The 22,479-nt window shown below is 66.5% G+C and carries 21 protein-coding genes; 7 read left to right on the top strand and 14 right to left on the bottom strand.

Translation table 11 applies throughout. The features are described from left to right. Window positions 1–13 precede the first annotated feature (13 nt). On the top strand, window positions 14–1,723 hold the full coding sequence (locus tag GGQ89_RS08355; protein ID WP_184105432.1) for an alkaline phosphatase family protein: 1,710 nt from the start codon (window positions 14–16) through the stop codon (window positions 1,721–1,723). Between the two features lie 34 nt (window positions 1,724–1,757). Here GGQ89_RS08355 and GGQ89_RS08350 read toward each other — a convergent pair whose 3' ends face one another. The 7 genes from GGQ89_RS08350 to GGQ89_RS08320 form a co-directional block, all read right to left on the bottom strand. After that, window positions 1,758–2,354, bottom strand: a complete 597-nt coding sequence (locus GGQ89_RS08350) for a DUF1989 domain-containing protein (protein ID WP_184105431.1) — start codon at window positions 2,352–2,354, stop codon at window positions 1,758–1,760. Next, the gene (gene gntA, locus GGQ89_RS08345) at window positions 2,351–3,070 is read right to left on the bottom strand and encodes a guanitoxin biosynthesis heme-dependent pre-guanitoxin N-hydroxylase GntA (RefSeq protein ID WP_184105430.1); all 720 of its coding nucleotides are present in this window, start codon (window positions 3,068–3,070) and stop codon (window positions 2,351–2,353) included. The genes GGQ89_RS08350 and gntA overlap by 4 nt, the downstream gene beginning before the upstream one ends. 119 nt (window positions 3,071–3,189) lie before the next feature. Then, entirely contained in the window at window positions 3,190–4,347 is a 1,158-nt protein-coding gene (locus GGQ89_RS20330) for an EAL domain-containing protein (RefSeq protein WP_184105429.1), read from the bottom strand. 161 nt (window positions 4,348–4,508) lie between these two features. Continuing rightward, the gene (metH, locus tag GGQ89_RS08335) at window positions 4,509–7,103 is read right to left on the bottom strand and encodes a methionine synthase (RefSeq protein ID WP_184105428.1); all 2,595 of its coding nucleotides are present in this window, start codon (window positions 7,101–7,103) and stop codon (window positions 4,509–4,511) included. A gap of 128 nt (window positions 7,104–7,231) precedes the next feature. Beyond that, complete coding sequence (locus tag GGQ89_RS08330; RefSeq protein ID WP_184105427.1) at window positions 7,232–8,278, bottom strand: homocysteine S-methyltransferase family protein; 1,047 nt, start codon at window positions 8,276–8,278, stop codon at window positions 7,232–7,234. A gap of 268 nt (window positions 8,279–8,546) precedes the next feature. Next, on the bottom strand, window positions 8,547–9,488 hold the full coding sequence (metF, locus tag GGQ89_RS08325) for a methylenetetrahydrofolate reductase (RefSeq protein WP_056434294.1): 942 nt from the start codon (window positions 9,486–9,488) through the stop codon (window positions 8,547–8,549). Beyond that, window positions 9,485–10,447, bottom strand: a complete 963-nt coding sequence (locus GGQ89_RS08320; RefSeq protein ID WP_184105426.1) for an ArsR/SmtB family transcription factor — start codon at window positions 10,445–10,447, stop codon at window positions 9,485–9,487. Before GGQ89_RS08320 ends, metF begins: the two co-directional genes overlap by 4 nt. Before the next feature lie 125 nt (window positions 10,448–10,572). Here GGQ89_RS08320 and GGQ89_RS08315 point away from each other — a divergent pair, with 125 nt between their 5' ends. Further along, complete coding sequence (locus tag GGQ89_RS08315; RefSeq protein WP_056434616.1) at window positions 10,573–10,950, top strand: hypothetical protein; 378 nt, start codon at window positions 10,573–10,575, stop codon at window positions 10,948–10,950. A 186-nt stretch (window positions 10,951–11,136) separates the two neighbouring features. Here the strand turns inward: GGQ89_RS08315 and arfB are convergent, their stop codons facing one another. Both arfB and GGQ89_RS08305 read right to left on the bottom strand, forming a co-directional pair. Beyond that, window positions 11,137–11,562 (bottom strand): alternative ribosome rescue aminoacyl-tRNA hydrolase ArfB, encoded by a 426-nt coding sequence (arfB, locus tag GGQ89_RS08310; RefSeq protein ID WP_042484906.1) that lies wholly within the window; start codon window positions 11,560–11,562, stop codon window positions 11,137–11,139. A gap of 11 nt (window positions 11,563–11,573) precedes the next feature. Continuing rightward, window positions 11,574–12,215 (bottom strand): RluA family pseudouridine synthase, encoded by a 642-nt coding sequence (locus GGQ89_RS08305; protein WP_184105424.1) that lies wholly within the window; start codon window positions 12,213–12,215, stop codon window positions 11,574–11,576. A gap of 49 nt (window positions 12,216–12,264) precedes the next feature. On the opposite strand from GGQ89_RS08305, the gene GGQ89_RS08300 reads away from it, so the two are divergent. Continuing rightward, window positions 12,265–13,047: a M15 family metallopeptidase gene (locus GGQ89_RS08300; RefSeq protein ID WP_184105423.1), complete on the top strand. Its 783-nt coding sequence runs from the start codon at window positions 12,265–12,267 to the stop codon at window positions 13,045–13,047. Window positions 13,048–13,203: 156 nt separating this feature from the next. On the opposite strand, the gene wrbA is transcribed toward GGQ89_RS08300, so the two are convergent. Continuing rightward, window positions 13,204–13,806, bottom strand: coding sequence for an NAD(P)H:quinone oxidoreductase (gene wrbA, locus GGQ89_RS08295; protein WP_184105422.1), 603 nt, complete (start codon window positions 13,804–13,806; stop codon window positions 13,204–13,206). Window positions 13,807–13,835: 29 nt separating this feature from the next. Beyond that, complete coding sequence (locus GGQ89_RS08290) at window positions 13,836–14,558, bottom strand: pirin family protein (protein ID WP_184105421.1); 723 nt, start codon at window positions 14,556–14,558, stop codon at window positions 13,836–13,838. A gap of 141 nt (window positions 14,559–14,699) precedes the next feature. On the opposite strand from GGQ89_RS08290, the gene GGQ89_RS08285 reads away from it, so the two are divergent. The 3 genes from GGQ89_RS08285 (at window position 14,700) to ctrA (ending at window position 17,516) form a co-directional block, all read left to right on the top strand. Further along, window positions 14,700–15,623: a LysR family transcriptional regulator gene (locus GGQ89_RS08285; protein ID WP_184105420.1), complete on the top strand. Its 924-nt coding sequence runs from the start codon at window positions 14,700–14,702 to the stop codon at window positions 15,621–15,623. Beyond that, window positions 15,620–16,714 carry an AI-2E family transporter gene (locus GGQ89_RS08280; protein ID WP_184105419.1) on the top strand — a complete coding sequence of 365 codons (1,095 nt, stop codon included), beginning with the start codon at window positions 15,620–15,622 and terminating at the stop codon, window positions 16,712–16,714. Before GGQ89_RS08285 ends, GGQ89_RS08280 begins: the two co-directional genes overlap by 4 nt. A 100-nt stretch (window positions 16,715–16,814) precedes the next feature. Then, complete coding sequence (gene ctrA / locus GGQ89_RS08275) at window positions 16,815–17,516, top strand: response regulator transcription factor CtrA (protein WP_042484892.1); 702 nt, start codon at window positions 16,815–16,817, stop codon at window positions 17,514–17,516. A gap of 88 nt (window positions 17,517–17,604) precedes the next feature. On the opposite strand, the gene GGQ89_RS08270 is transcribed toward ctrA, so the two are convergent. The 3 genes from GGQ89_RS08270 to GGQ89_RS08260 all read right to left on the bottom strand — a co-directional run bounded on the left by GGQ89_RS08270 (window position 17,605) and on the right by GGQ89_RS08260 (window position 20,971). Further along, the gene (locus GGQ89_RS08270; protein ID WP_184105418.1) at window positions 17,605–18,666 is read right to left on the bottom strand and encodes a choice-of-anchor A family protein; all 1,062 of its coding nucleotides are present in this window, start codon (window positions 18,664–18,666) and stop codon (window positions 17,605–17,607) included. Window positions 18,667–18,765: 99 nt separating this feature from the next. Further along, complete coding sequence (locus GGQ89_RS08265) at window positions 18,766–20,439, bottom strand: amidohydrolase (protein WP_184105417.1); 1,674 nt, start codon at window positions 20,437–20,439, stop codon at window positions 18,766–18,768. 88 nt (window positions 20,440–20,527) lie between these two features. Beyond that, window positions 20,528–20,971: an Lrp/AsnC family transcriptional regulator gene (locus tag GGQ89_RS08260; RefSeq protein ID WP_042484883.1), complete on the bottom strand. Its 444-nt coding sequence runs from the start codon at window positions 20,969–20,971 to the stop codon at window positions 20,528–20,530. A gap of 129 nt (window positions 20,972–21,100) precedes the next feature. Between GGQ89_RS08260 and ald the strand changes: the two genes are divergently transcribed. Continuing rightward, window positions 21,101–22,207: an alanine dehydrogenase gene (ald, locus tag GGQ89_RS08255; RefSeq protein ID WP_184105416.1), complete on the top strand. Its 1,107-nt coding sequence runs from the start codon at window positions 21,101–21,103 to the stop codon at window positions 22,205–22,207. Window positions 22,208–22,479: the final 272 nt, after the last annotated feature.

The raw sequence follows: 22,479 nt of genomic DNA, 5'->3' as shown, positions 1-22,479 counted from the left end.
ACCAAGGTTGCCCATGAACTCCCTGACTGCCGCGCTCCTGGCCTCCGCCGCCCTGATTTCCAGCTCAGCGTTCGCCGCGCCCGCCGCCCATGCCCAGACCGCCAGCCCCGCCCCCGGTGCCGCGCCTGCGCCGGTCGTCACGCTGCCGGGCACGCCGCAGCCACCCTTTCCCGCGACGCCGCCCAAGCTGATCGTGGCGATCTCGGTCGACCAGTTCTCGGCCGACTTGTTCCAGCAATATCGCAACCACTTCACCGGCGGCATGGCGCGCCTGCTGACCGGCGCAGTCTTCCCCTCGGGCTATCAGAGCCATGCCGCGACCGAGACCTGCCCCGGCCACTCGACCATCCTGACCGGCTATCGTCCCGCGCACACCGGGATCATCGCCAACAACTGGGTCGACCAGTCGGTGAACCGCCCGGACAAGATCGTCTATTGCTCGGAGGACGAAAGCGTCGCGGGCATGGACCACAACAATTACATCGTCTCGGACAAGCATCTGAAGGTCCCCACCCTTGGCGAGCGGATGAAGACCGCCGATCCCCGCGTGCGCACCGTCTCGGTCGCGGGGAAGGACCGCGCCGCCGTGATGATGGGTGGCCACAAGATGGACGAGATCTGGTGGTGGGACGGCAAGACCTATGTCTCCTATGCCGGACGCGCCGTACCGCCGGTCATCGAACGCACCCGCAAGGCGGTGGCCGACCTGATCGCCCGGCCGCAGGACGCCATGCCGCTGCCCGGTTTCTGCAAGCCGCTCGACCGGCCGATCACCGTCGGCAGCCAGACGCTGGGCACCGGCCGGTTCCAGCGCGCGGCGGGCGACCTGAAGGCTTTCCGCGTCTCGCCCGCCGCCGATGCGGCGGTGCTGGCGATGGCGGCGGGCTTCGTCCAGGACATGAAGTTGGGCCAGGGTCCGCAGACCGACATCCTGTCGGTCGGCCTGTCGGCGACCGACTATATCGGCCACGCGCTGGGCACCCAGGGCGCCGAGATGTGCATTCAGATGGCCGAGCTGGACCGTTCGCTGGCGGGCTTCTTCGACGTGCTCGACGCGACCGGCGTGGATTATGAGGTGATGCTGACCGCCGATCACGGCGCGCACGACATGACCGAGCGCCAGCAGATCCGCGCCATGCCGATGGAAAGCCATATCGCGCCCGAGGCCAAGACCAAGGCGATGTCGGCCGCGATCGCCAAGGCGATGGGCCTGCCCAATGATCCGCCGCTCATGATGAGCGCCGAGGGCGACATCTATATCAACGCCGCCCTGCCCGCTGCGACCCGTGCGAAGGTGCTGGCGGAGGCCAAGCGCCGCTACGAAGCGCTGCCGCAGGTCGCCGCCGCGCTGACCCGCGACGAGATCGCGGCGACGCCCTGGCCGACCACACCGCCGGAGACCTGGACGCTGAAGGAAAAGGCGCGTTCCTCCTATGACCCGACCCGCTCGGGCGACCTGCTGATCCTGCTGCGCCCCCGTGTTACCACGATCGAAGAACCGGCCCCCGGCTATGTCGAGACGCATGGCTCACCCTGGGACTATGACCGCCGCGTGCCGATCCTCTTCTGGCGCAAGGGCATGGCCGGGTTCGAACAGCCCTTGTCGGTGGAGACGGTCGATATCGCCCCGACCCTGGCGGCGACGATCGGGTTGCCGATGCCGGGCGTGGACGGACGTTGCCTGGACCTCGATCCGGGCGCGACGGATACGTGTAAGCGGTAAGTATCTATTCCTCCCCTTGCAGGGGAGGAATTCGTTAGCCGCGCTCGACCCTATACTCGATCGGCTTGAAGCTTCCCCCATTGGACGCGGGCGCCGAGCATGCCGTCAGCCCGATCACCAGGTCCATATGCGCCACGAAGCGGATATGGTCCCCCGCCTTGCTCAACGGGGGCAGCACCTCCAGCTTGCCGGTCGTCCCATCGATCGGCACGTTCATGAAGCAGTTGAAGGCCACCGGGATCCGGTCCGGCGTGACGCCGTAAGGCTCCAGCGCGGCCGCCAGATTGCCGAAGCACCCGCGATGGCGCGGCAGGTCGGGATAGAAATGGTCGAACGTATCGACCGAGCAGGGCGTCAGCAGGAAGTCGTGCATCCCGACCTGATCCTCGACGATCTCCAGCATCACCCGCGACCGGTTGGAATAGAGCTTGTGCCCCGTCGTCAGCCGGATCGTCTCGGCATAGTCGAGCGTACGACCTGACGAAATCACCTCATCCAGGTCATCGGCATTGAAGGCGAGCAGATCGGCCACCTGCCGCCCGCGTGGATCGATCACGGTCAGGCTATCACCCTTCGCCATGCGGAACGCGTCGCCGCTGCGCGGGGGGATTTCCACGGTCCGGCCGCTCATGGCTTGGCCTCGCTCGCACCGCCCGCATAATGGAAGGGACAGCGCCAGCCCTCCTCGACCACGCGGCCACTATACTGGCGCGCTTCGCTCAATTCGCCATGGCGGGCGAGCATCGGATTGCGCGAACCCGCCAGTGCCTCGTCGCGCATCAGGATCTTCTCGCGCATCGTCTCGTACTTCCCCTGCGCGCGCAGGATTTCGAACTGGTCGTGCAGGTTGAAGATCATGGCCGGGCGCGGGAAGCGGCGCGCGGGGCGGCTGGCATTCGGGTGTAGTCCCACGACGAAAAACGCCTCGCCTCCAAAGGACAGCGAGAAATGCGGATCGTCGGGATCGGCGCTGACTCGCCTGTCCCAATCCTGGCCCAGCCAGACATCCTTGTCCGACAGCGACTGGATACGCGACCAGACCGCCCGCTCGAACGCGGCTTCGTCGAGCGTCTCCGGCCCGCCAAAGACCACGGCAAGGCTGCGGAAGAGCTGCGGCTCGGCCCGGTAACGCTCGGCGAAACGGCGCAGGCAATCGTGAATACGCAGATCGTCCCAGGCGCTGGCGATGTCGCGCGCGCCCAGGATTTCCAGTGTCCCGCGCGCCATCGCCGCCTTTGCGCCGACGCACGGAAAATCGGCCTGCGCAATATGGGCGCGAAGCATGGCGGAGGATTCCGGCTCGCTGGGGTCTTGAGCGGGAAAGAGGCTGCTGATCGTATCTGACATGGGATGACCCAACGCCGCGCTGAAACGGGACGTTCCGAAAGGTGACGCAATCCCAATAAATTGCAGATCATTCCTCAGTGATATTGATAGGGATCAATCGCATAGTTGATCGAGGTTGCTCAACCTCTGCCAGCCACGATGCGCGCCACCGGCTCGGCCTGTTCGGTGCCGCGTCGGGCGGCGGAAGGGCGGCCGTGATGATAACCCTGCTGCCACACCGCGCCGCTGACATAGGCGAGGTCGGCCATGGTCTGGGTTTCGACACCCTCGACGATCACCGTGCCCCCCAGTTCGCGGATCAGGCCGACCAGATGCGGCAGGCTGTGACAGGGTTCGCGATCGCGCATCGCCCGTTGCAGGAACAGGCCGTCGACCTTCACCAGCGCGGGCACCAGATCCATCAACTGGCGGATCGAGGTGAAGCCCGCCCCGAAATCGTCGAGTGCCAGCGTCGCCCCCGTCGCGCGCAGCGCGCGGGCGAAGGCGATCGCGTCATGGATATGCGTGATCGGCTCGGTTTCGGTGATCTCGACGACCAGCCGTGCGGCAAGGTCGGGCTGCGCGGCCAGCATGGTCAGGACACCGCGCCACCAGCCGTTCAGATGTGCCGAGTTGGCCGAAATATTGACAGCCAGCACTGCGTCGGGATGCGCCCGCAGTTCATCCAGCACATGGCGCACCATCACCCGGTCGAAGGTCGAGGCGATCCCCGTCCGCTCCAGCGCGGGAAAGAGCGTCGATGGGGACAGCCCCGCGCCGGGGTCGTCGAAGCGGACCAGCCCCTCATGATAGAGGATGCGCGACGGGTCGGCATGATGACGGACCGGCTGCCAATGCGCCGCCATCCGCCCCTCGGCCGCGCAGCGAAAGGCCCGGGCGATCAGGTGCATGTCGTTCCTGTAGAGCGACAATCCGTCGTCGCCATGATCGCGCCGCACGTCGCGCGGCCCGCGATACCGGGGCGGCTCGTCATTCTGCCAGGTCATCACCGCATGGACACCCGCACCGGGTTCGCCGGTCATCGCCTCGATATCGATCGGTTCGGCGGTCAGGCGATAGGACAGATCGGCCAGTCGGTCCTCAGGCACAGGCCCGTCATGCGCGACGTCGCCCAAGACTCGAAAGCGCCGGCGCGCCGTATCCTGCTCGATCCGCAACCCGAATTCGCACAGCCGGGTCGCGATGCGGTGTGCGACATGGTCCGCCACACCCGGCCCCCAACATGCCGCAATCAACTCGAAATTGCTGATCTCGATCTCAAACGCCCTGCTCGGCACCTAACCCCCGTCCCCCGCCAACGGGAACGCCGCCTTGGCGACACTCCCGGTCAAGCGTCAAGGGTAGCGAGCATGCCTACACTTGCAAGCGTACAGAACAGTTCGATCAGCCATGAAATGGCGATTTGTTAGGAAGTTAGACGCAATAAAAGCAAAGATTATCAATCCAGATTAGGGCGTAACCAACGTGTGGCCTGCGCCACATCGACGCCGCGCCGCACGGCATAGTCCGCCACCTGATCCTCACCGATCCGCGCCACGCCGAAATATTCCGCCTGGGCGTGCCCGAAATAGAAGCCGCTGACCGCCGCCGTCGGCAGCATCGCGAAGCTGTCGGTCAGCTCCAACCCGACCGCCTGTTCCGCGCCCAGCAGGTCGAACAGCGTCCGCTTGATGCTGTGTTCGGGGCAGGCGGGATAGCCCGGCGCGGGGCGGATGCCGCGATACTGCTCACGAATCAGCGCCTCGTTGGTCAGCTGCTCGCCCGCAGCATAGCCCCACAGGTCGGTGCGGACATGCGCATGGAGGCGCTCGGCAAAGGCCTCGGCCAGACGGTCGGCCAGTGCCTTGAGCAGGATGTCGTTATAATCGTCATGCCCGCTGCGGAAGCGTTCGATATGCGCGTCGATGCCGTGGATGCCCACCGCAAAGCCGCCGATCCAGTCGCCCGCCGGATCGATGAAGTCGGTCAGGCACATATTGGCGCGGCCTTCGCGCTTTGCGATCTGCTGGCGGAGGAACGGGATGCGGGTTTCCTCCCCCCCTGCGGTCAGGATCACGTCGTCGCCATCGCGGCGGCACGGCCACAGCGCGGCCACGCCGCGCGCGGTCAGCCACTTTTCGGCAATGATCGTGTCGAGCATGGCTTGCGCATCGGCATACAGCCCGCTGGCGCTCTCGCCGACCACTTCGTCGGTCAGGATGGCGGGAAAATTGCCCGCCAGTTCCCAGGCGCGGAAGAACGGCGTCCAGTCGATATAGTCGCGCAGGTCGGACAGGTCCCAGTCCTGATAGACATGCACGCCCGGCTGCTGGGGCTCGCCCGCCTTCAACGCCATGTCCGCGACGAAGCCGCGCGCACGGGCTTCCTCCAGCGGCAGGAGGGCATTGGCCCCCTTGCCCTCGCGTGCCTTGCGGACGGCTTCGTAATCGGCGGCAACCTGCGCGACATAAGGATCGCGCTGGGTATCGGACACGAGTGTCGTCGCTACGCCGACCGCGCGGCTGGCGTCGAGGACATGGACCACCGGCCCCGAATAGGCGGGCGCGATGCGCAGCGCGGTGTGCACCTTCGAGGTCGTCGCGCCGCCGATCAGCAGCGGCATGGTCATGCCCGCGCGCTGCATCTCCTCACCGACCGTCACCATCTCGTCGAGCGACGGGGTGATCAGGCCCGACAGGCCGATCATGTCGGCATCATGCTCGACCGCCGAGGCGATGATCTTCGACCACGGCACCATGACGCCCAGATCGACCACCTCGAAGCCGTTGCACTGGAGCACGACGCCGACGATGTTCTTGCCGATATCATGCACGTCGCCCTTCACGGTCGCGAGCACGATCTTGCCCTTGCCCTTGGCGCCGGGTTCCTTCGCCGCCTCGATGAAGGGCAGCAGGTGCGCCACCGCCTTCTTCATGACGCGGGCCGACTTCACCACCTGCGGTAGGAACATCTTGCCCGAGCCGAACAGGTCGCCGACGACGTTCATGCCGTCCATCAGCGGGCCTTCGATCACCTCGATGGGCCGTGCGAACGCTTGCCGGCACTCCTCGGTATCGTCGACGACATGCGCGTCGATGCCCTTGACCAGCGCATATTCCAGCCGCTTGGTGACGGGCAGGCTGCGCCATTCGGCGGCCTGCTTCTCCGCCACCGCATCGGTGCCGCGATAGCGTTCGGCCAGCGCGACCAGCCGTTCACCGGCTTCGGGATCGCGGTTGAGCACGACATCCTCGCAGGCCGTGCGCAGCTCGGGATCGATCGTGTCGTACACGTCGAGCTGACCCGCATTGACGATCGCCATGTCCATGCCCGCCGGGATGGCGTGGTAGAGGAACACCGAGTGCATCGCGCGGCGGACCGGCTCGTTGCCGCGGAAGCTGAACGACAGGTTCGACAGGCCGCCCGAGATATGGACGTGCGGGCAGCGCGCCTTGATCTCGCGGCACGCCTCGATGAAGTCGACGCCGTAATTGTTATGCTCTTCGATGCCGGTCGCGACCGCGAAGACATTGGGGTCGAAGATGATGTCCTCGGGCGGGAAGCCGATCCCCATCAGCAGGTCATAGGCGCGCGCGCAAATCTCGACCTTGCGGTCTTTGGTGTCGGCCTGGCCGACCTCGTCGAACGCCATGACGACCACCGCCGCGCCGTACGCCATGCAGCGGCGGGCATAATGAAGGAACGCCTCCTCGCCTTCCTTCATGCTGATCGAGTTGACGATCGGCTTGCCGGACACGCACTTCAGCCCCGCCTCGATCACGCTCCATTTCGAGCTGTCGATCATGATCGGCACGCGCGCGATGTCGGGCTCGGCGGCGATCAGCTTGAGGAAGGTGGTCATGGCGTATTCGGCGTCGAGCAGCCCTTCGTCCATGTTGACGTCGACCACCTGCGCGCCATTCTCGACCTGGCTGCGCGCCACCTCCACCGCGCGGGTATAGTCGCCCGCCAGGATCATCTTCTTGAACGCCGCCGAGCCGGTGACGTTGGTCCGCTCGCCGACATTGACGAAATTGGTGGAGGTGTTGGTCATCGTCTTGTTCCTAGCCCCTCCCCTTCAGGGGAGGGGTTGGGGTGGGGCCTGTCCAGGCAGTCAAAGGTCCGGGATGCAGGCGACGCCCCACCCCCAACCCCTCCCCTGAAGGGGAGGGGCTTTGCAGGTCATGCCGCCATGGTGAACGGCTCCAGCCCGGCCAGGCGGGTGACGACCGGCGGGGTCGGGATGCTGCGGGGCTTCATGCCGCGCACCTTGTCGGCGATCGCCTTGATATGCGCAGGCGTCGAGCCGCAGCAGCCGCCCAGCACATTGACCTGCCCCTCGACCGCCCATTCGCCGACCAGTCCGGCGGTGGTGACGGGCGCTTCGTCATAGGCGCCCAGTTCGTTGGGCAGCCCGGCATTGGGGTAGATCATGATCAGCGTGTCGCAGATTTCGCTCAGCGTCTTCACATGCGGGCGCAGCTGCTCCGCGCCGAACGAGCAGTTCAGCCCGATCGTCACCGGCCGGGCATGGCGCACCGCGTGCCAGAAGGCCTCGACCGTATGGCCCGACAGGTTGCGACCCGACAGATCGGTCAGCGTCATCGACAGCATGATGGGGATTTCTCGGCCCAGCGCCTCGCCCGCCTCGATCACCGCCATGATCCCGGCCTTGGCGTTCAGCGTATCGAACACCGTCTCGATCAGGATGAAGTCCGCGCCGCCCTCGACCAGCGCATCAATCTGTTCGCGGTAGACGTCCTTGAGGTAATCGAAGTCTATTTCGCGGTAACCCGGATCGTTGACGTCCGGCGACAGCGACAACGTCTTGTTGGTCGGCCCGATCGCGCCCGCGACGAAGCGGGGGCGGCCATCCCTGGCCTGATATTCGTCGGCCAGACGGCGAGCGAGCTTCGCGCTCTCGACATTGATCTCGCGCACCAGATGTTCGGCGCCGTAATCAGCCTGGCTGATCCGGTTGGCGGAGAAGGTGTTGGTCTCGGCGATATCCGCCCCCGCCTCGAAATAGGCGCGGTGGATCGCCTCGGGCACCTCCGGCTTGGTCAGCGCCAGGATGTCGTTATTGCCCTTCTGGTCATGGGTCAGGCCCAGCGTGCCCGCATAGGCCGCCTCGTCCAGCTTCCAGTTCTGGATCTCGGTACCGAACGCGCCATCGGTGATCAGGATGCGCTTGGCGGCTTCGGCCAGGAAGGTGTCGCGGGTCGTCATCGTCTTGCTCCTGCTCTGGCGAGCGTTCTTTTCATCCGGGTGGTGAGCCTCGGTCGGTTCGCCCGTGGCCTGCCCTCCCCCATCCCCTCCCGCCTGCGGGAGGGGCGTGCCTGGATCGTGGGTTATGCGCTGTCGCAGACCCCGACCCTCGAATTCATCTCTCCCCTCCCGCAGGCGGGAGGGGCCGGGGGAGGGAAAGCCGCAAGCGATACAGCCCGTGGAACGCCCCTCCCCCAACCCCCTCCCGCCTGCGGGAGGGGGCTCATCGTCACGCCGCCGCGACCGCCTCGGCCTTCTTCCCCCGCACGCCCAGCAAATGGCTGATCGCATAGGCGAGTTCGGCGCGGTTCAAGGTGTAGAAGTGGAACCCCTTCACCCCGCCCGCATAGAGGCGGCGGCACATTTCGGCCGAGATGGTCGCGGCGACCAGTTGACGCGCGGCGGGATGGTCGTCCAGCCCTTCGAACAGCCGGTCCATCCAGTCGGGAATGCACGCCCCGCACATGGCCGCGAACTTGCGGGTCTGGGCCACGTTCGACACCGGCAGGATACCCGGCACGATCTCGGCCGTGATCCCCGCCGCCGCCGCCGCATCGCGGAAGCGGAAATAGGCTTCGGGCGAGAAGAAGAACTGGGTGATCGCGCGGGTCGCGCCCGCATCGATCTTGCGCTTCAGATTGTCGATATCGGCCTGCTTGTCCACCGAGTCCGGGTGGCATTCGGGATAGGCCGCGACCGAAATCTCGAACGGGTGCAGCTTCTTGAGGCCCGCGACCAGATCGGCCGCATTCTCATAGCCGCCCGGATGGCTGACGAAACGCGCCCCCTCAGCGGGCGGATCGCCGCGCAGCGCCACGATATGCCGCACGCCCGCCGCCCAATATTCCTGCGCGACCTGATCGATCTCCTCGCGGGTCGCCTCGACGCAGGTGAGGTGCGCGGCGGCGTCCATCGTCGTCTCGCGCTGGATGCGCGCGACGGTCGCATGGGTACGTTCGCGGGTCGAGCCGCCCGCACCATAGGTCACCGAGACGAAGCGCGGGTCCAGCGGCTCCAGCGTGCGGATCGCGTCCCAGAGCTGCGCATCCATCTTCTCCGTCTTGGGCGGGAAGAATTCGAAGCTGACCGCAATATCGCCGCCGACATCGGCGAACAGCGGTTCGTCATGCGCCAGCGCCGCTTCGGCCTGGGTCAGGATCGTGTTCGTCATGCCGCCTTCACCCTATTCGTCTCGACGGGCCGAAGCCCCTTCTTCACACCCAGCCAGAGCTTGACGGTCAGTTCGCCGCCCTCCAGCGTCCTCGTCTCGGCCAGTGTCAGCCCGGCGGGGCCGAACCAGCTGGCCATCTGTTCGTCGGCAAAGCCCAGGCGGCTATGCGCCGCCTTTTGCCGCAATTCCTCGCGGTCGTGCGGCGCGAAGTCCGCGATCAGCAACCGCCCGCCCGGCCCCAGCACCCGCGCCGCCTCGGCAATCGCCGCGCCCGGCTGCTGGGCGAAGTGGAGGACATGGTGCAGGATCGCGATGTCCGCCGCGCCGTCGCCCATGGGGAGCGCATAAAGGTCCGCCTGCCGCAGCTCGGTATTGGCGCGGCCGTGCAGCTTGGCGCGGGCCAGCCGCAGCATCTCCGACGAGCGGTCGATGCCCAGCGCGCTCTCGGCCCGGTCGCCGAACAGCTCGAGCATTCGCCCGGTGCCGGTGCCGATGTCAATCAGCGCGCCCAGATCGCCCTGGCCGATCAGGCCCGCCATCGCCTCTTCGATCTCGCTGTCCGCGACATGGAGCGAACGGATCGCGTCCCACTCGCCCGCATGATCCTCGAACCAGGCCGCCGCGCTCGCCGCCCGGTCGGCGCGCACCGCCGCCAGTCGCGCAATGTCCGCCACCATCCAGGGGTCGGGCTCATCGGCCGTCCAGCGATCGAGCGCCGCGGTCATCGGCTCCACCGCCTCCCGATCGCCCAGCGCGACGAAGACCCAGCTGCCTTCCTTGCGCCGCTCGGCCAGTTCGGCATCGACCAGGATCTTCACATGGCGGCTGACGCGCGGCTGGCTCTGCCCCAGCACCTGCGCCAGTTCGCCCACCGACAGCTCCATCGAGCGGAGCAGCGCCAAGATGCGCAGCCGCGTCGGATCGCTAAGGGCGCGAAAGATTTCGAGCGCGTTGGCCATGGATCACGATATAAAGATATCTTTATATGCGGTCAACGGAGCGAATTCATGAAGAACAGCTCGGACCCGAAACGGTTGATCTGCGTTGGCACGCCGATCATGTGTTCGAAACGGGAGTGTTTGCCATGAAGAAGGCCCTTATCCTCGCCCTGACCGGTGCCGCCGCGATGTCGCTGGCCGCGTGCAGCGAAAACAGCCAGCAGCAGACCAAGCAGGCCGCCGACGCGATCGGTTCGGACGTCAAGGCGACGACGCAGAACGCGTCCGACGATGTCGAGGCCGCGACCGCCAAGGCGCTGAACTCGGCCGAGAACGCCATGGACAAGGCGGGCGACAAGCTGGACCGCGCCGGAGACCGCGCCGCCGCGCAGGCCGATCGTGCGGGTGACAATATCGACCGTGGGCTGGACCGCGCTGGCGACAAGATCGAGAACGGTGCGGCCAATGCCCGCCAGGCGACCGGCAACGCGCTGGTCCGTGCGGGCGAGGACGTCCGCCGCTAAGGGCTTTATCCTTCGGGGTATGGAAGCGGGTCGGCGAGGGATCGTCGGCCCGTTTTTTGTTGGCGAGCGGTTTTCCCTTGGCCTTCGACTTCGCTCAGGCTGAACGGATTGAGGAGCTTGTGGCCCCATATCCCAACCTCCGTTCAGCCTGAGCGTAGTCGAAGGCCACGCCCGGCGCCCCAAAGGTCAGTCGAACCGGACCTTCCCCCTGCCCGCCTTGACCTGGGCCCGCCCCTTCTTGGCATCCACCCGCCGCGTCTGCGACGCCCGCGTCGGCTTGGTCGGCCGTCGCTTCTTCGGCACGATTGTCGCCTCGCGGATCAGTTCGATCAGCCGTTCGCGCACCTCGCGCCGGTTCATTTCCTGCGAGCGGCTGGCATCGGCCCGCAGGGTCAGGACGCCGTCCTTGCTCAGCCGCTGCCCGGCCAGCACGGCAAGGCGCATCTTCACCGCCTCGGGCAGGCTGGGCGAGCCGCCCACGTCGAAACGCAGCAGCACCGCACTGTCGGTCGTGTTGACATGCTGCCCGCCCGGCCCGGAGGCGCGGGTAAAGCTTTCGGCGATCTCGCGCTCGTCGATCGCGATGGCGCGGGTGACGGGGATCAGCGCCATCGCATGTCCGCCTAGTTCTGGAAGATGCCGAAGCGTTCCGGGATCGGCGCCTCGGCGATGATCGGATCCTTCTCGCCGCGCGGCACGGTCAGGCTGGCGGCGTGCAGCAGCATGCCCCCCGGCTCGCCCGCGCCATAGACCGGATCGCCGACGACCGGCGCACCCAGGCCGGTAGCGGCATGGACGCGAATCTGGTGCGTGCGACCGGTCTCGGGCCGGAACTCGACCAGCGTGCGGCCATCCTCATGACGCAGCGCGCGCCAGCCGGTCCGCGCGGACTTGCCCGACGGGTCGCCGACCATCCGCCAGCCTTCTTCCATGGTCGACACCTTGGCGAGCGGAAGGTCGATCATCCCTTCCCCCTCGACCAGGCCGTTCAGCACCGCGAGGTAGCGCTTCTCGACCAGACCGCCCTCGAACGCCTGTTGGAAACGGGCATGCGCCTTGGGGTTGCGCGACAGGAGCAGGCAGCCGCTGGTGTCGCGGTCCAGGCGATGGACCGCATGGGGCCAGCGCTTGAAGCCGAACTTCAGCGATTCCAGATGGTTTTCGAGGCTGATCGACCCGTTGCGGGGCCGATCCACGGGCAAGCCCGCCGGTTTGTCGATTACCAGCGCTTCGCCGTCGATGAAAAGAACGCGATCTCCGTGCATCGCGCTCCCTTGCCACCGTGCGCGCCGACATGCCAGAGCCGCGCGCGTCATGCCGACCGCTCCTGCCGCTTTCCTGCGTTTTCTGGCGCTGCTGATCTTCGCCGCGCTGCCCGTCGCGGTGCAGGCGCAATCCTGCGACGGCACGCTGCCGCCGCCGGGACCTGACGGGCGGGTTGCGGGGCATTTCCCCTATGGCGACGCATCGGCACAGGACATCGTGCCCGCCCCCGCCGGGTTCGGGTTGAAGCCCTATTGCAAGGTCCACCATGCGATGCTGGCGGACCTGCAACGGCTGCTCGATGCGGCCAGGGCCGATCCGGCGGTCGGCGGCGAATTGCGCGGTCTGTCCTGCCACCGCGAGGTCGCCCGCCAGCGCAACGTCTTCTGCCGCGACCGCAGCATGTCCGCCGCCGAGCGCGCCATCTCGGTCGCACCGGCGGGTTATAGCGAACATGCGACCGGCTATGCGATCGACTTCGCGGTGCGGCCAGCCCGTGGCTGTCCGGATGCGGAGGCGTGCATGGCCGCCTCTCCGGCGGCGCGCTGGCTGATCGCCAATGCGCGGCGCTTCGGCTTCGAGATGAGCTTTCCGGCGGGCAACAGGCAGCGGGTGAAGTGGGAGCCGTGGCATTGGCGCTGGGTCGGGACCGGCCCCGGTGAGCCGGGCGCAACGCAGGCGCGGGCGGTCTTCGCCAAAGCGCGGGCGCAGTTTCCGGCCGATCCGGGGATACGCGATCCGTTGAAGGTCGTGGTGAAAAGCCAGCCGCCGGTGCCGATGGTTCCGGTAGCAGCGCCCCCTGCGCCGGTGAGGAAGAAGGGGCGGCGGCGATAGGGTTTCCCTTGGCCTTCGACTTCGCTCAGGCTGAACGGCTGTTGGGTGCGATCCCAATCCCCAAACGCCGTTCAGCCTGAGCGAAGTCGAAGGCCACGCTCCGCACCCCGCCAAATAGGAAAAACGGGGGCGCCCATCGGCACCCCCGTCCTCCAATCACCCGAACAGCTTGGCGGCCGTCTCGGCGATGCGCTTGCCCTGATAGCGGGCACCGTCCAGGTCGACCTGGCTCGGCTGGCGGCTGCCGTCGCCATCGGCCAGCGTCGATGCGCCATAGGGCGTACCGCCATGGACTTCCTTGACGCCCATCTGGCCCTGGAAGCCGTAATCCAACCCGACAATGGTCATGCCGTGATGGATCAGGTTGGTCAGGACCGAGAACAGGGTGGTTTCCTGCCCGCCATGCTGGCTGGCGGTCGAGGTGAAGGCGCCGCCGACCTTGCCGACCAGACCACCCTTCATCCAGACGCCACCGGTGGTGTCCCAGAAGGCCGCCATCTGGCTCGCCATCCGGCCATAGCGGGTCGGGGTGCCGACGATGATCGCGTCATACTGGGTCAGCGCGTCGGGGCCCTCGATCTCGGGATGCGCGGTGTCGATCTTGAAGTGCGCGGCGGCGACCACCTCGGCGGGCGCGGTTTCGGCGACGCGGCGGATGTCCACCTCGGCACCACCGGCACGCGCGCCCTCGGCGATGGCGTCGGCCATCTGCTCGATATGGCCGTAAGACGAATAATAAAGGACCAGAACCTTGGCCATGTCAGTAACTCCCTTCGCAAAAAACGAACTTATTCCGAATCGACCAGAACGATCTCGGCATCCTCGATCGCGGTGATCGTCACGGTCCGGCCACCCAAAAGGGCCGCACCGTCCCGAGCCGCGAACGGCACACCGTCGATTTCGATCCGCCCGGTGGCGGGCACGAGATAGGCGTGACGCCCCTCGCCCACGCTGTGCTCCAGGCTCTCCCCGGCACGCAGCGTCGCGCCCAGCACGCGGGCATCGGCCCGGATGCGCAGCGTATCGCCATCCTCGTCGAACCCGCTGGCCAGCGTCACGAACTTGCCCGAACGCTCGCCCTTCGGGAACGGCTTCGCGCCCCAGCTCGGCTGGCCGCCCCGGCTGCGCGGCTCGATCCAGATCTGGAACAGCGTCGTCGGCTCGGACTCGAGGTTGTATTCGGCATGGCGCACGCCCGAGCCCGCGCTCATCACCTGCACGTCGCCCGCCACGGTGCGGCCGACATTGCCCATCGAGTCCTGGTGCGTGATCGCACCCGTGCGGACATAGGTGATGATCTCCATGTCGGCATGGGGATGCGGCGGAAAGCCCGCATTGGGGGCGATGACGTCGTCGTTCCACACCCGGATCGCGCCCCAGCCCATGCGGGCGGGATCATAGTAATTGGCGAACGAGAAATGGTGCCGCGCGTCCAGCCAGCCATGGTTCGCATGGCCCAGGCTTTCGAAGCTGCGGCGGTCGATGCCCTTCTCAATAGTAATGGCAGTCATGGAATTTCTCCCTTGGTTGCCCACAAGATAGGGCCGATTATGATCGCGTAAACGGAAACGCTGGAAACCGATCGTTTCCACGTTCATTGTAGCGCGAAGCCGAGCCATTGCCGGGTCGCGCGAGAGGCATGAGGGGTGTCGATGCGTCTGCCGGATCTGGAAGCCTGGGCGATCTTTGCCGCCGTGGTCGAGCATCGATCGTTCAGCGCCGCCGCCGATGCGATCGGCCTGTCCAAGGCCACCGTGTCCAAGGCGATCACCCGGCTGGAGGCGCAGCTCAACCAGTCGCTGTTCCACCGCACTTCGCGCCGCCTGGCCTTGACCGAGGCGGGAAAGCCGCTCGCCGAGCATGCCGCACGCATCCTGGCCGAGGCCCGCGCCGCCGAGGAAGCCGCGCGCGACGCCGCCAGCGCGCCCGCAGGCCGCATCCGCTTGGCCGCGCCCATGTCGTTCGGCGTCACCAATATCGCGCCCGTCATCGCCGACTTTCTGGCCGCGCATCCCGGCATCGAAATCGAACTCAGCCTGTCCGACGCGCGGGTGGATATCGTCGCCGAAGGCTATGACATCGCGCTACGCATCGCCGACCTGCCCGACAGCTCGCTGCGCGCGCGGCGGCTCTGCGGGATTTCCACCCATGTCATCGCTTCGCCCGCCTATCTGGCCGCGCATGGCACGCCCAGCCATCCCAACGAACTGGGCGAGCACCGGTTGCTGGGCTATGCCAATATCACCGGCCCCTGGCGTTTCCGCCATCCCGGCGGCGCAGAAGTGTCGGTGCGGCCGCAGGGTCCGCTCACCGCCAATAGCGGCGATGCGCTGGTGCCCGCCGTCCTGGCGGGGCTGGGCATCGCGCGGCTGCCGGGCTTCATCATCGGGCCGCATCTCGCCTCGGGCCGTGCGGTCGCAATCTTGGAGGAGTGGACGCCGCCGCCGATCGGGCTCCACCTGCTCACCCCGCCCAGCCCCTTGCGCCCCGCGCGGGTCGAGGCACTGATCGCCTGGCTGGCCGACCGCGTGCGCGATCCCTGCATCGCCGCGCAAGCAACGGAGACTGTGCGATGAACCGGCTGCGTCCCGACGAAGGCGATGCGCGCTTCATCCGCCGCATCGTCCTGACCCTGCTGATCCTGGCGGTGACCGCCGCGCTGTTCCGTGCGGGCGACCTGTTGATCCTGGCCTTTGGGTCGATCCTGGGCGCGATCGTCATCCATGCCATTGCCGACCTCTATGCCGATCACCTGCCGATCGGCCCCAAGCGGTCGCTGACCCTGTCGATCGCGACCGTGCTGGCGGTGCTGGGTTTCCTCGCCTGGCTGTTCGGCGTCGCCTTTCGCCAGCAGTTGAACACGCTGGTCACGCAATTGCCGCTGCTGATCGACCAGCTTGCCGCCTGGGCGTCGCAGTCGCCGGTCGGTGCCAAGGTGGTCGACGCGGTGCGTGCCGCCTTTGCGGGCAGCCGCGTGGCGCGCGACATCGGCGGGCTCGTTTCCGGGGCGGGCGAGTTCGTGCTCAACTGCCTGTTGCTGTTGGTCGGTGCGCTGTTCTTCGCCGCCGATCCGAAAATCTATGAGCGCGGTTTCCTGCTGCTGATTCCCCGTTCGATGCGCCCCGCCATGGAGGATGCGCTGTTCGACACGGGCTCGACCCTGCGGCTGTGGTTGCGCGCGCAGCTGATCCAGATGACGACGATGGGCGTGCTGGTCGGCGTCGGCCTGGCGATTGCGGGCGTGCCCTCGGCCGCCGCGCTGGGGCTGTTGACGGGGCTCAGCGAGTTCGTGCCCTATATCGGACCGATCGCCGCGATGCTGCCCGCCCTGGGGCTGGCGGCGCAGGGCGGCAATGGCGCGATCATCGGCACGCTCATCACCTTCGCGGTCGTCCGGCTGGTCCAGACCAACGCGATCACCCCCTTCGTCACCAGCCGGGTCGTCGCGATCCCGCCCGCCGTCACCCTGTTCGCGATCATCGGCATCGGCACCATCTTCGGGCTGTTCGGGCTGTTCTTTTCCGCCGCGCTGCTGATCGTCGCCTTCACGCTGATCCGCAGCCTGTATCTGCGCGAAGTTCTGGGCGAGAATATTCCGGCCGTCGAGCATCAAAGCCTGCTTGGCCCCGGAGCCCGGGTGAGACGAGATAATGATAATGCAGGTTAGGGACGAATTAACCTTTTACGTTCACATCCACGTTGGTTAATGATTGGAGCGTCAGGTCGCCGGGGCAAGGGGGGCGATCACTCGCAAATGGGGACTGTCGATGCGCGTATTGCTGATCGAAGACGAACCGACGACCGCCAAGGCGATCGAGCTGATGCTCGGCAGCGAAGGTTTCAACGTCTATACGACCGACCTGGGCGAGGAAGGCCTCGATCTCGGCAAGCTGTATGATTACGACATCATCCTGCTCGACCTGAACCTGCCCGACATGCATGGCTATGACGTGCTGAAGCGCTTGCGCGTCGCGCGCGTCTCGACGCCGGTGCTGATCCTGTCGGGCATCAACGAGATGGATTCGAAGGTGCGCAGCTTCGGCTTCGGCGCCGATGATTACGTCACCAAGCCCTTCCACCGCGAAGAGCTGATCGCGCGCATCCATGCCGTGGTCCGCCGGTCCAAGGGCCATTCGCAGTCGATCATCCGCACCGGCAAGCTGGCCGTCAATCTCGACGCCAAGACGGTCGAGGTCGACAATGCCCGCGTCCACCTGACCGGCAAGGAATATGCGATGCTGGAGCTGCTGTCGCTCCGCAAGGGCACCACGCTGACCAAGGAAATGTTCCTCAACCACCTTTATGGCGGGATGGACGAGCCGGAGCTGAAGATCATCGACGTCTTCATCTGCAAGCTGCGCAAGAAGCTCAGTCTGGCCTGCGACGGCGAGAATTATATCGAGACGGTGTGGGGCCGCGGCTATGTGCTGCGCGAGCCCGACGATGTGGAGCAGGCCGAGGTCGCCTGATCTTCCTGTCCGTTATGAAGAAGGCCGGTTCGCGAGAGGCGCGGACCGGCCTTTTTTATGGGGGTTTCCCGCGTCCCTCCCTACCCCATCAGACTGGGGCTCGCCGCCGCCGAAGCGCCAGGACGAGCAACGCCAATCCCCCGGCCATCAACGCCATGCTGGCCGGTTCCGGCACCGGCGCAGGGCTTCCTCCGCTGCTCCCGGTCCCGCCCGAACTGCTCGGCGGATTGGACGTGCCCGGCACATAGGTGCCGATATAGGTCCCCAAATGGAACTCGCCATTCTGGATCAGGCTGCCGAACACGGCCGAGCCCTCGATATAATTGCCGGTGGTCGCCGCCGCCTTGGGCGCGAGGATCGATCCCTTCCAGGCAGTGGTCAATTCCAGGCTGGTCGCGTCGGGGAAGTTCCAGATGACATGCTGACCCAGGCCGGTCGCGCCATTCAGGAAATTGTCGTCCAGCCGCACCGTGCTGCCATGCACATTGACGATGACCGTATCGGCACCGTTCGGATTGAATGCGATCTCGCCGAACCGCGTCAGGTCGGCCGCGTTCAGGTTGAACACGCCGACGCCGTTCGCCCCCGCCACGGTGTTGAACGTCGCGCGGTTGCCGCTGATCGATACCTGCGCCGTGGCGGACAGGGCGGCATAGCTGTTCGACAGGTCGGTCATGCTGCTGGTCAGCAGCGACTTTTGCTGGTTCAGCCCCGTGACGAAGCCGGGATCGCTAACGCCCAGACCCGACAGGACGATATTCTGATTGATGTTGGTGTTGGACAGCAGACCGCCGACCTTCACCGTCTGGATCCCGCCGTTCAGGTTGAACCCGCTCGCCACGTTACCGCCGATCAGTGCGCCCGAACCGTTGTTGAGGTTCTTCGTGCCGCCCAAGACATTCCCGACCACGGTCAAGCCGGGCACCGCATAGGCCGAACTGGACACCGAAGCGATCTGGTAATTGGATGAGTTGCCGCTCAGATTACCGCCGACAAAGGTCCGCCCCTCCACCTCCGAACTGGAGGTCAGGTCCCCCAGCACGATGAGGTTCCATTCCTTGAGAGCGTCTATGCCGGCCACGGGCGACGCGACGGCCAGCGAAGGGATGGCGGCCGCGATCAGGCCGATGGCGAGGAGACGGTTGTTCATGTTCCCAGATTACGGGGGCAAGTCCTGCCAAATTATTAGCTTCTCGGCCGCCGGGTCATCCGATTCGGAGGGTTTTTACGGCCGATCTGGACACCTGCGTCAGCGGCGCTCCCACACCTTTTGCCCGCCGATCCAGGTTTCCTCGACCTGGGTGGCGCGCAATTCGCTGGGGTTGATGTCCAGCGGGTTGCGGTCGACGATGATGAAGTCCGCCTGCTGCCCCTGCCCCAGTCGCCCGAACAGGTCTTCGGCAAACCCGGCATAGGCGCCGTCCATGGTGAAGGCGCGCCATGCCGCCTCGCGCCCGACGATCTCCTGCGGCTGCCACCCGCCATAGGGCTGGCCGTCCGGGCCTTGCCGGGTGATCGCCGCCGCCCAGCCCGCAAAGGGGTCGGGCCGCTCGACCGGATAGTCCGAACCGAACACCAGGGTCGCACCGTTCTTCAGCATGGTGTTCCAGGCATAGGCGCCCGTCAGTCGTGCCGGGCCCAGCCGCGCCTCGGCCATCTGGCGGTCGCTGGTTTCGTGCACCGGCTGCATCGAGGCGACGATGCCATGCTTGCCGAAGCGCGGCAGGTCCGCCGGATCGACGATCTGCGCATGTTCGATCCGCCAGCGCCGATCGCCCTTATAGGTCTCGGCCAGTTCGTCGATCGCGTCGAGCACCTGCGCATTGGTGCGGTCGCCGATCGCGTGGACGGCGATCTGGTACTTGTCCATCGCCGCGCGGCTCATGAGGTTGCGGATCACGTCGTCCGACATGAAGCCCAGCCCGGTCTGGCCCGGCGCATCGGCATAGGGCTGCTTCAGCCACGCGCCGCGCGATCCCAGTGCGCCGTCGCCGTACAGCTTCACGCCGACTAGCCGCAGCTTGTTGTTGTACAGCCACGGCGTCGGCCCGGTGCCGCCGATCCGCACCGTATCGTCGACGCCGCCGCCATAGCTCATGATCCGCACCCGCAGGTTTCCGGCATCGCCCATCCGGCGATAGGTCATCCACTCGTCCAGCGTCGTGCCCATATCGGCGGTCGCGGTGATGCCGTGGCTCAGCAAGTCGTTCTGCGCCTTCAGAAAGGCGGCGTTGCGATCCTTGGCCAGCGGCTGCGGAATGGCCTTCTGGATCAGCGCCATGGCGGCATCGACGAATACGCCCGAAGGCTGGCCGCCGACCTTCTCGATCCGGCCACCGGCGGGCGAGACGGTCTTGGCGGTGATCCCCGCCGCCTTCATCGCCGCGCTGTTGGCCCAGAGCGCATGGCCATCGGCGCGCTCCATCACGACGGGACGGTCGGCGACGGCGGTGTCCATATCGGCGGCGGTGGGGAAGCGACCCAAGGCCCAGCTTTCCTGGTTCCAGCCGCCGCCCAATATCCATTTCCGCTCGGGGTTGGCGGCGACATAGGCGGCGATCCGCGCCTTCGCCTCGTCCAGCGACTTGGTGGTCGCCAGGTCCAGCTCGATCTGGCGGAAGCCCAGCGCCATGACATGCCCATGCGAATCGACGAAGCCGGGCAGCATCACCCGCCCCTTCATATCCGCCCGCCAGTCGAGTTTTTCGGGGCGCTTGTCCTTGGCGCCCAGCAGCTTCACGACCTTGCCGTCCGGGGTCAGCAACAGGCCGGTGAAGCGCACGACCTTGCCGTCCTTGTCGAGCGTCAGGCCCGTGACATTGTCGACCAGCGCATCGGCGAAGGCCGCAGCCGGGGTCAGCGCGATCGCCAGCGCGGTCAGTGTGGCACGGAGGATGCGGGAGGGGGAAGCCTGCTTTACCATGGGCCGATCCCTATCGGGTGAAGGCGAAGGTGGGAAGCGGAGGCCGTCATCTTTCCTCCCCTGCCAGGGGAGGAAGTTTCTCCATCCTTCACGACCGCCGTACCACCTCGCGAATCACGAAATGCGACGCCAGCCGAGTCACCCCCGGCAGGCGCGCCAGCGTTTCGCGGTGGATACGCTCGTAACTGTCGTCGCGGCGGACCTCGACCTGGATCATATAGTCCGCCTCGCCGCTCATCAGAAAGCATTCGACGATCTCGGGACAGCGCAGGATTTCGCGCTCGAACGCCGCCATGGTATCCTGCCTCTGGTCCTTCAGCGTGACGTTGACCATCACGGTCGAGGGCCGCCCGCGCGCCTCATGGCTCAGGATCGCGCGATATCCGGCGATGACCCCGCTTTCGCGAAGCTGCGCCACGCGGCGATGCGCGGCACTGGCGGACAGGCCGACCTTCTCGCCCAGCGCGGCGCTGGTCAGGTCGGAATCGCGGGCCAGCTGGGCCAGGATGCGGCGGTCGATCGCGTCGGACATTTCATCCCGATACACCGGCCAAAGACGCACGAATATCCCAAATTATACGATGCGACGGGACCGCTTTGCACACCTCTCCCACCCCATCGGCGCTATTATCGGGGCAACGCTTTTTCAGGAGAGTTCATCATGCGCGTCGGTGTTCCCAAGGAAATCAAGAACCACGAATATCGCGTCGGCCTGACCCCGCCGTCGGTCGCCGAGCTGGTCGCCGCCGGTCACGAGGTGATCGTCGAGACCAAGGCCGGCACCGGCATCGATTTCGAGGACCAGGACTATGTCGATGCGGGCGCGCGCATCGTCGCCACCGCCGCCGAGGTGTTCGAGCAGGCCGAGATGATCGTGAAGGTCAAGGAGCCGCAGGCGGTCGAGGTCGCGATGCTGCGCCCGCACCATGTGCTGTTCACCTATCTCCACCTCGCCGCCGACAAGCCGCAGGCCGAGGGCCTGATGAAGTCGGGCGCGACCTGCATCGCCTATGAGACCGTCACCAGCCCCCGCGGCGGCGTGCCCCTCCTGAAGCCGATGTCGGAAGTCGCGGGCCGCATGGCGGTGCAGGTCGGCGCGCACTATCTGGAAAAGCAGCAGGGCGGCCGTGGCATCCTGCTCGGCGGCGTGCCGGGCGTGGCACCGGCCAAGGTCGCGATCCTGGGCGGCGGCGTCTCGGGCGTGAACGCGGCGCAGATGGCCGTGGGTCTGCGCGCCGATGTCACCATCTATGACATCAACAACGATCGTCTGGCCGAGCTGGACATGTTCTTCTCCAGCCAGATCAAGACCGCCTATGCGTCGAAGGCGGCGATCGCGGCGGCGGTGAAGAACGCGCACCTCGTCATCGGCGCGGTGCTGGTCCCCGGCGCGGCGGCGCCGAAGCTGGTCACCCGCGACATGCTGAAGACGATGAAGCGCGGCTCGGTGATGGTCGACATCGCGATCGACCAGGGCGGCTGCTTCGAGACCAGCCACGCCACCACCCACCAGGACCCGGTGTTCGAGGTCGACGGCGTGATCCATTACTGCGTCGCCAACATGCCCGGCGCGGTCGCCCGCACCTCGACCTTCGCGCTGAACAACGCGACGCTGCCCTTCGCGGTGAAGCTGGCGAACATGGGCGCCGAGGCCGCGATGAAGGCCGACGCGCATCTGGCGAACGGCCTGAACGTCTCGGGCGGCAAGATCCGCCACGCGGCGGTCGCCGAAGCGCTCGACCTGCCGTTCGAGGCCTGGGCGGGCTAAATCGCTCCTGCCGTTCGCACTGAGCGAAGTCGATCCGGGCCATGGCCGCAAGGCTGCCCGTGGCCTTCGACTTCGCTCAGGCTGAACGGCGTTGTGGGTTTACCCCACCTTCCGTTCACGCTGAGCGAAGTCGAAGCGCACGCCCTGCCCTACGCCACGAGGGCCCGAGCAGGTTCGCGCGGAGACGCGGAGGCGCGGAGATGGCGTATCCAGCCGCCAGGCTGGCCTGCCATCTCAAAGGTGCGGCAAAGCCTCCGGCGGAACGGACTCGC

It is taken from the genome of Sphingomonas yabuuchiae (genome assembly GCF_014199595.1).
GTDB classification, from domain to species: domain Bacteria; phylum Pseudomonadota; class Alphaproteobacteria; order Sphingomonadales; family Sphingomonadaceae; genus Sphingomonas; species Sphingomonas yabuuchiae.
The sequence above is the reverse complement of the archived record's forward strand: the minus strand, read 5'-3'. Positions and strand labels throughout refer to the sequence as shown.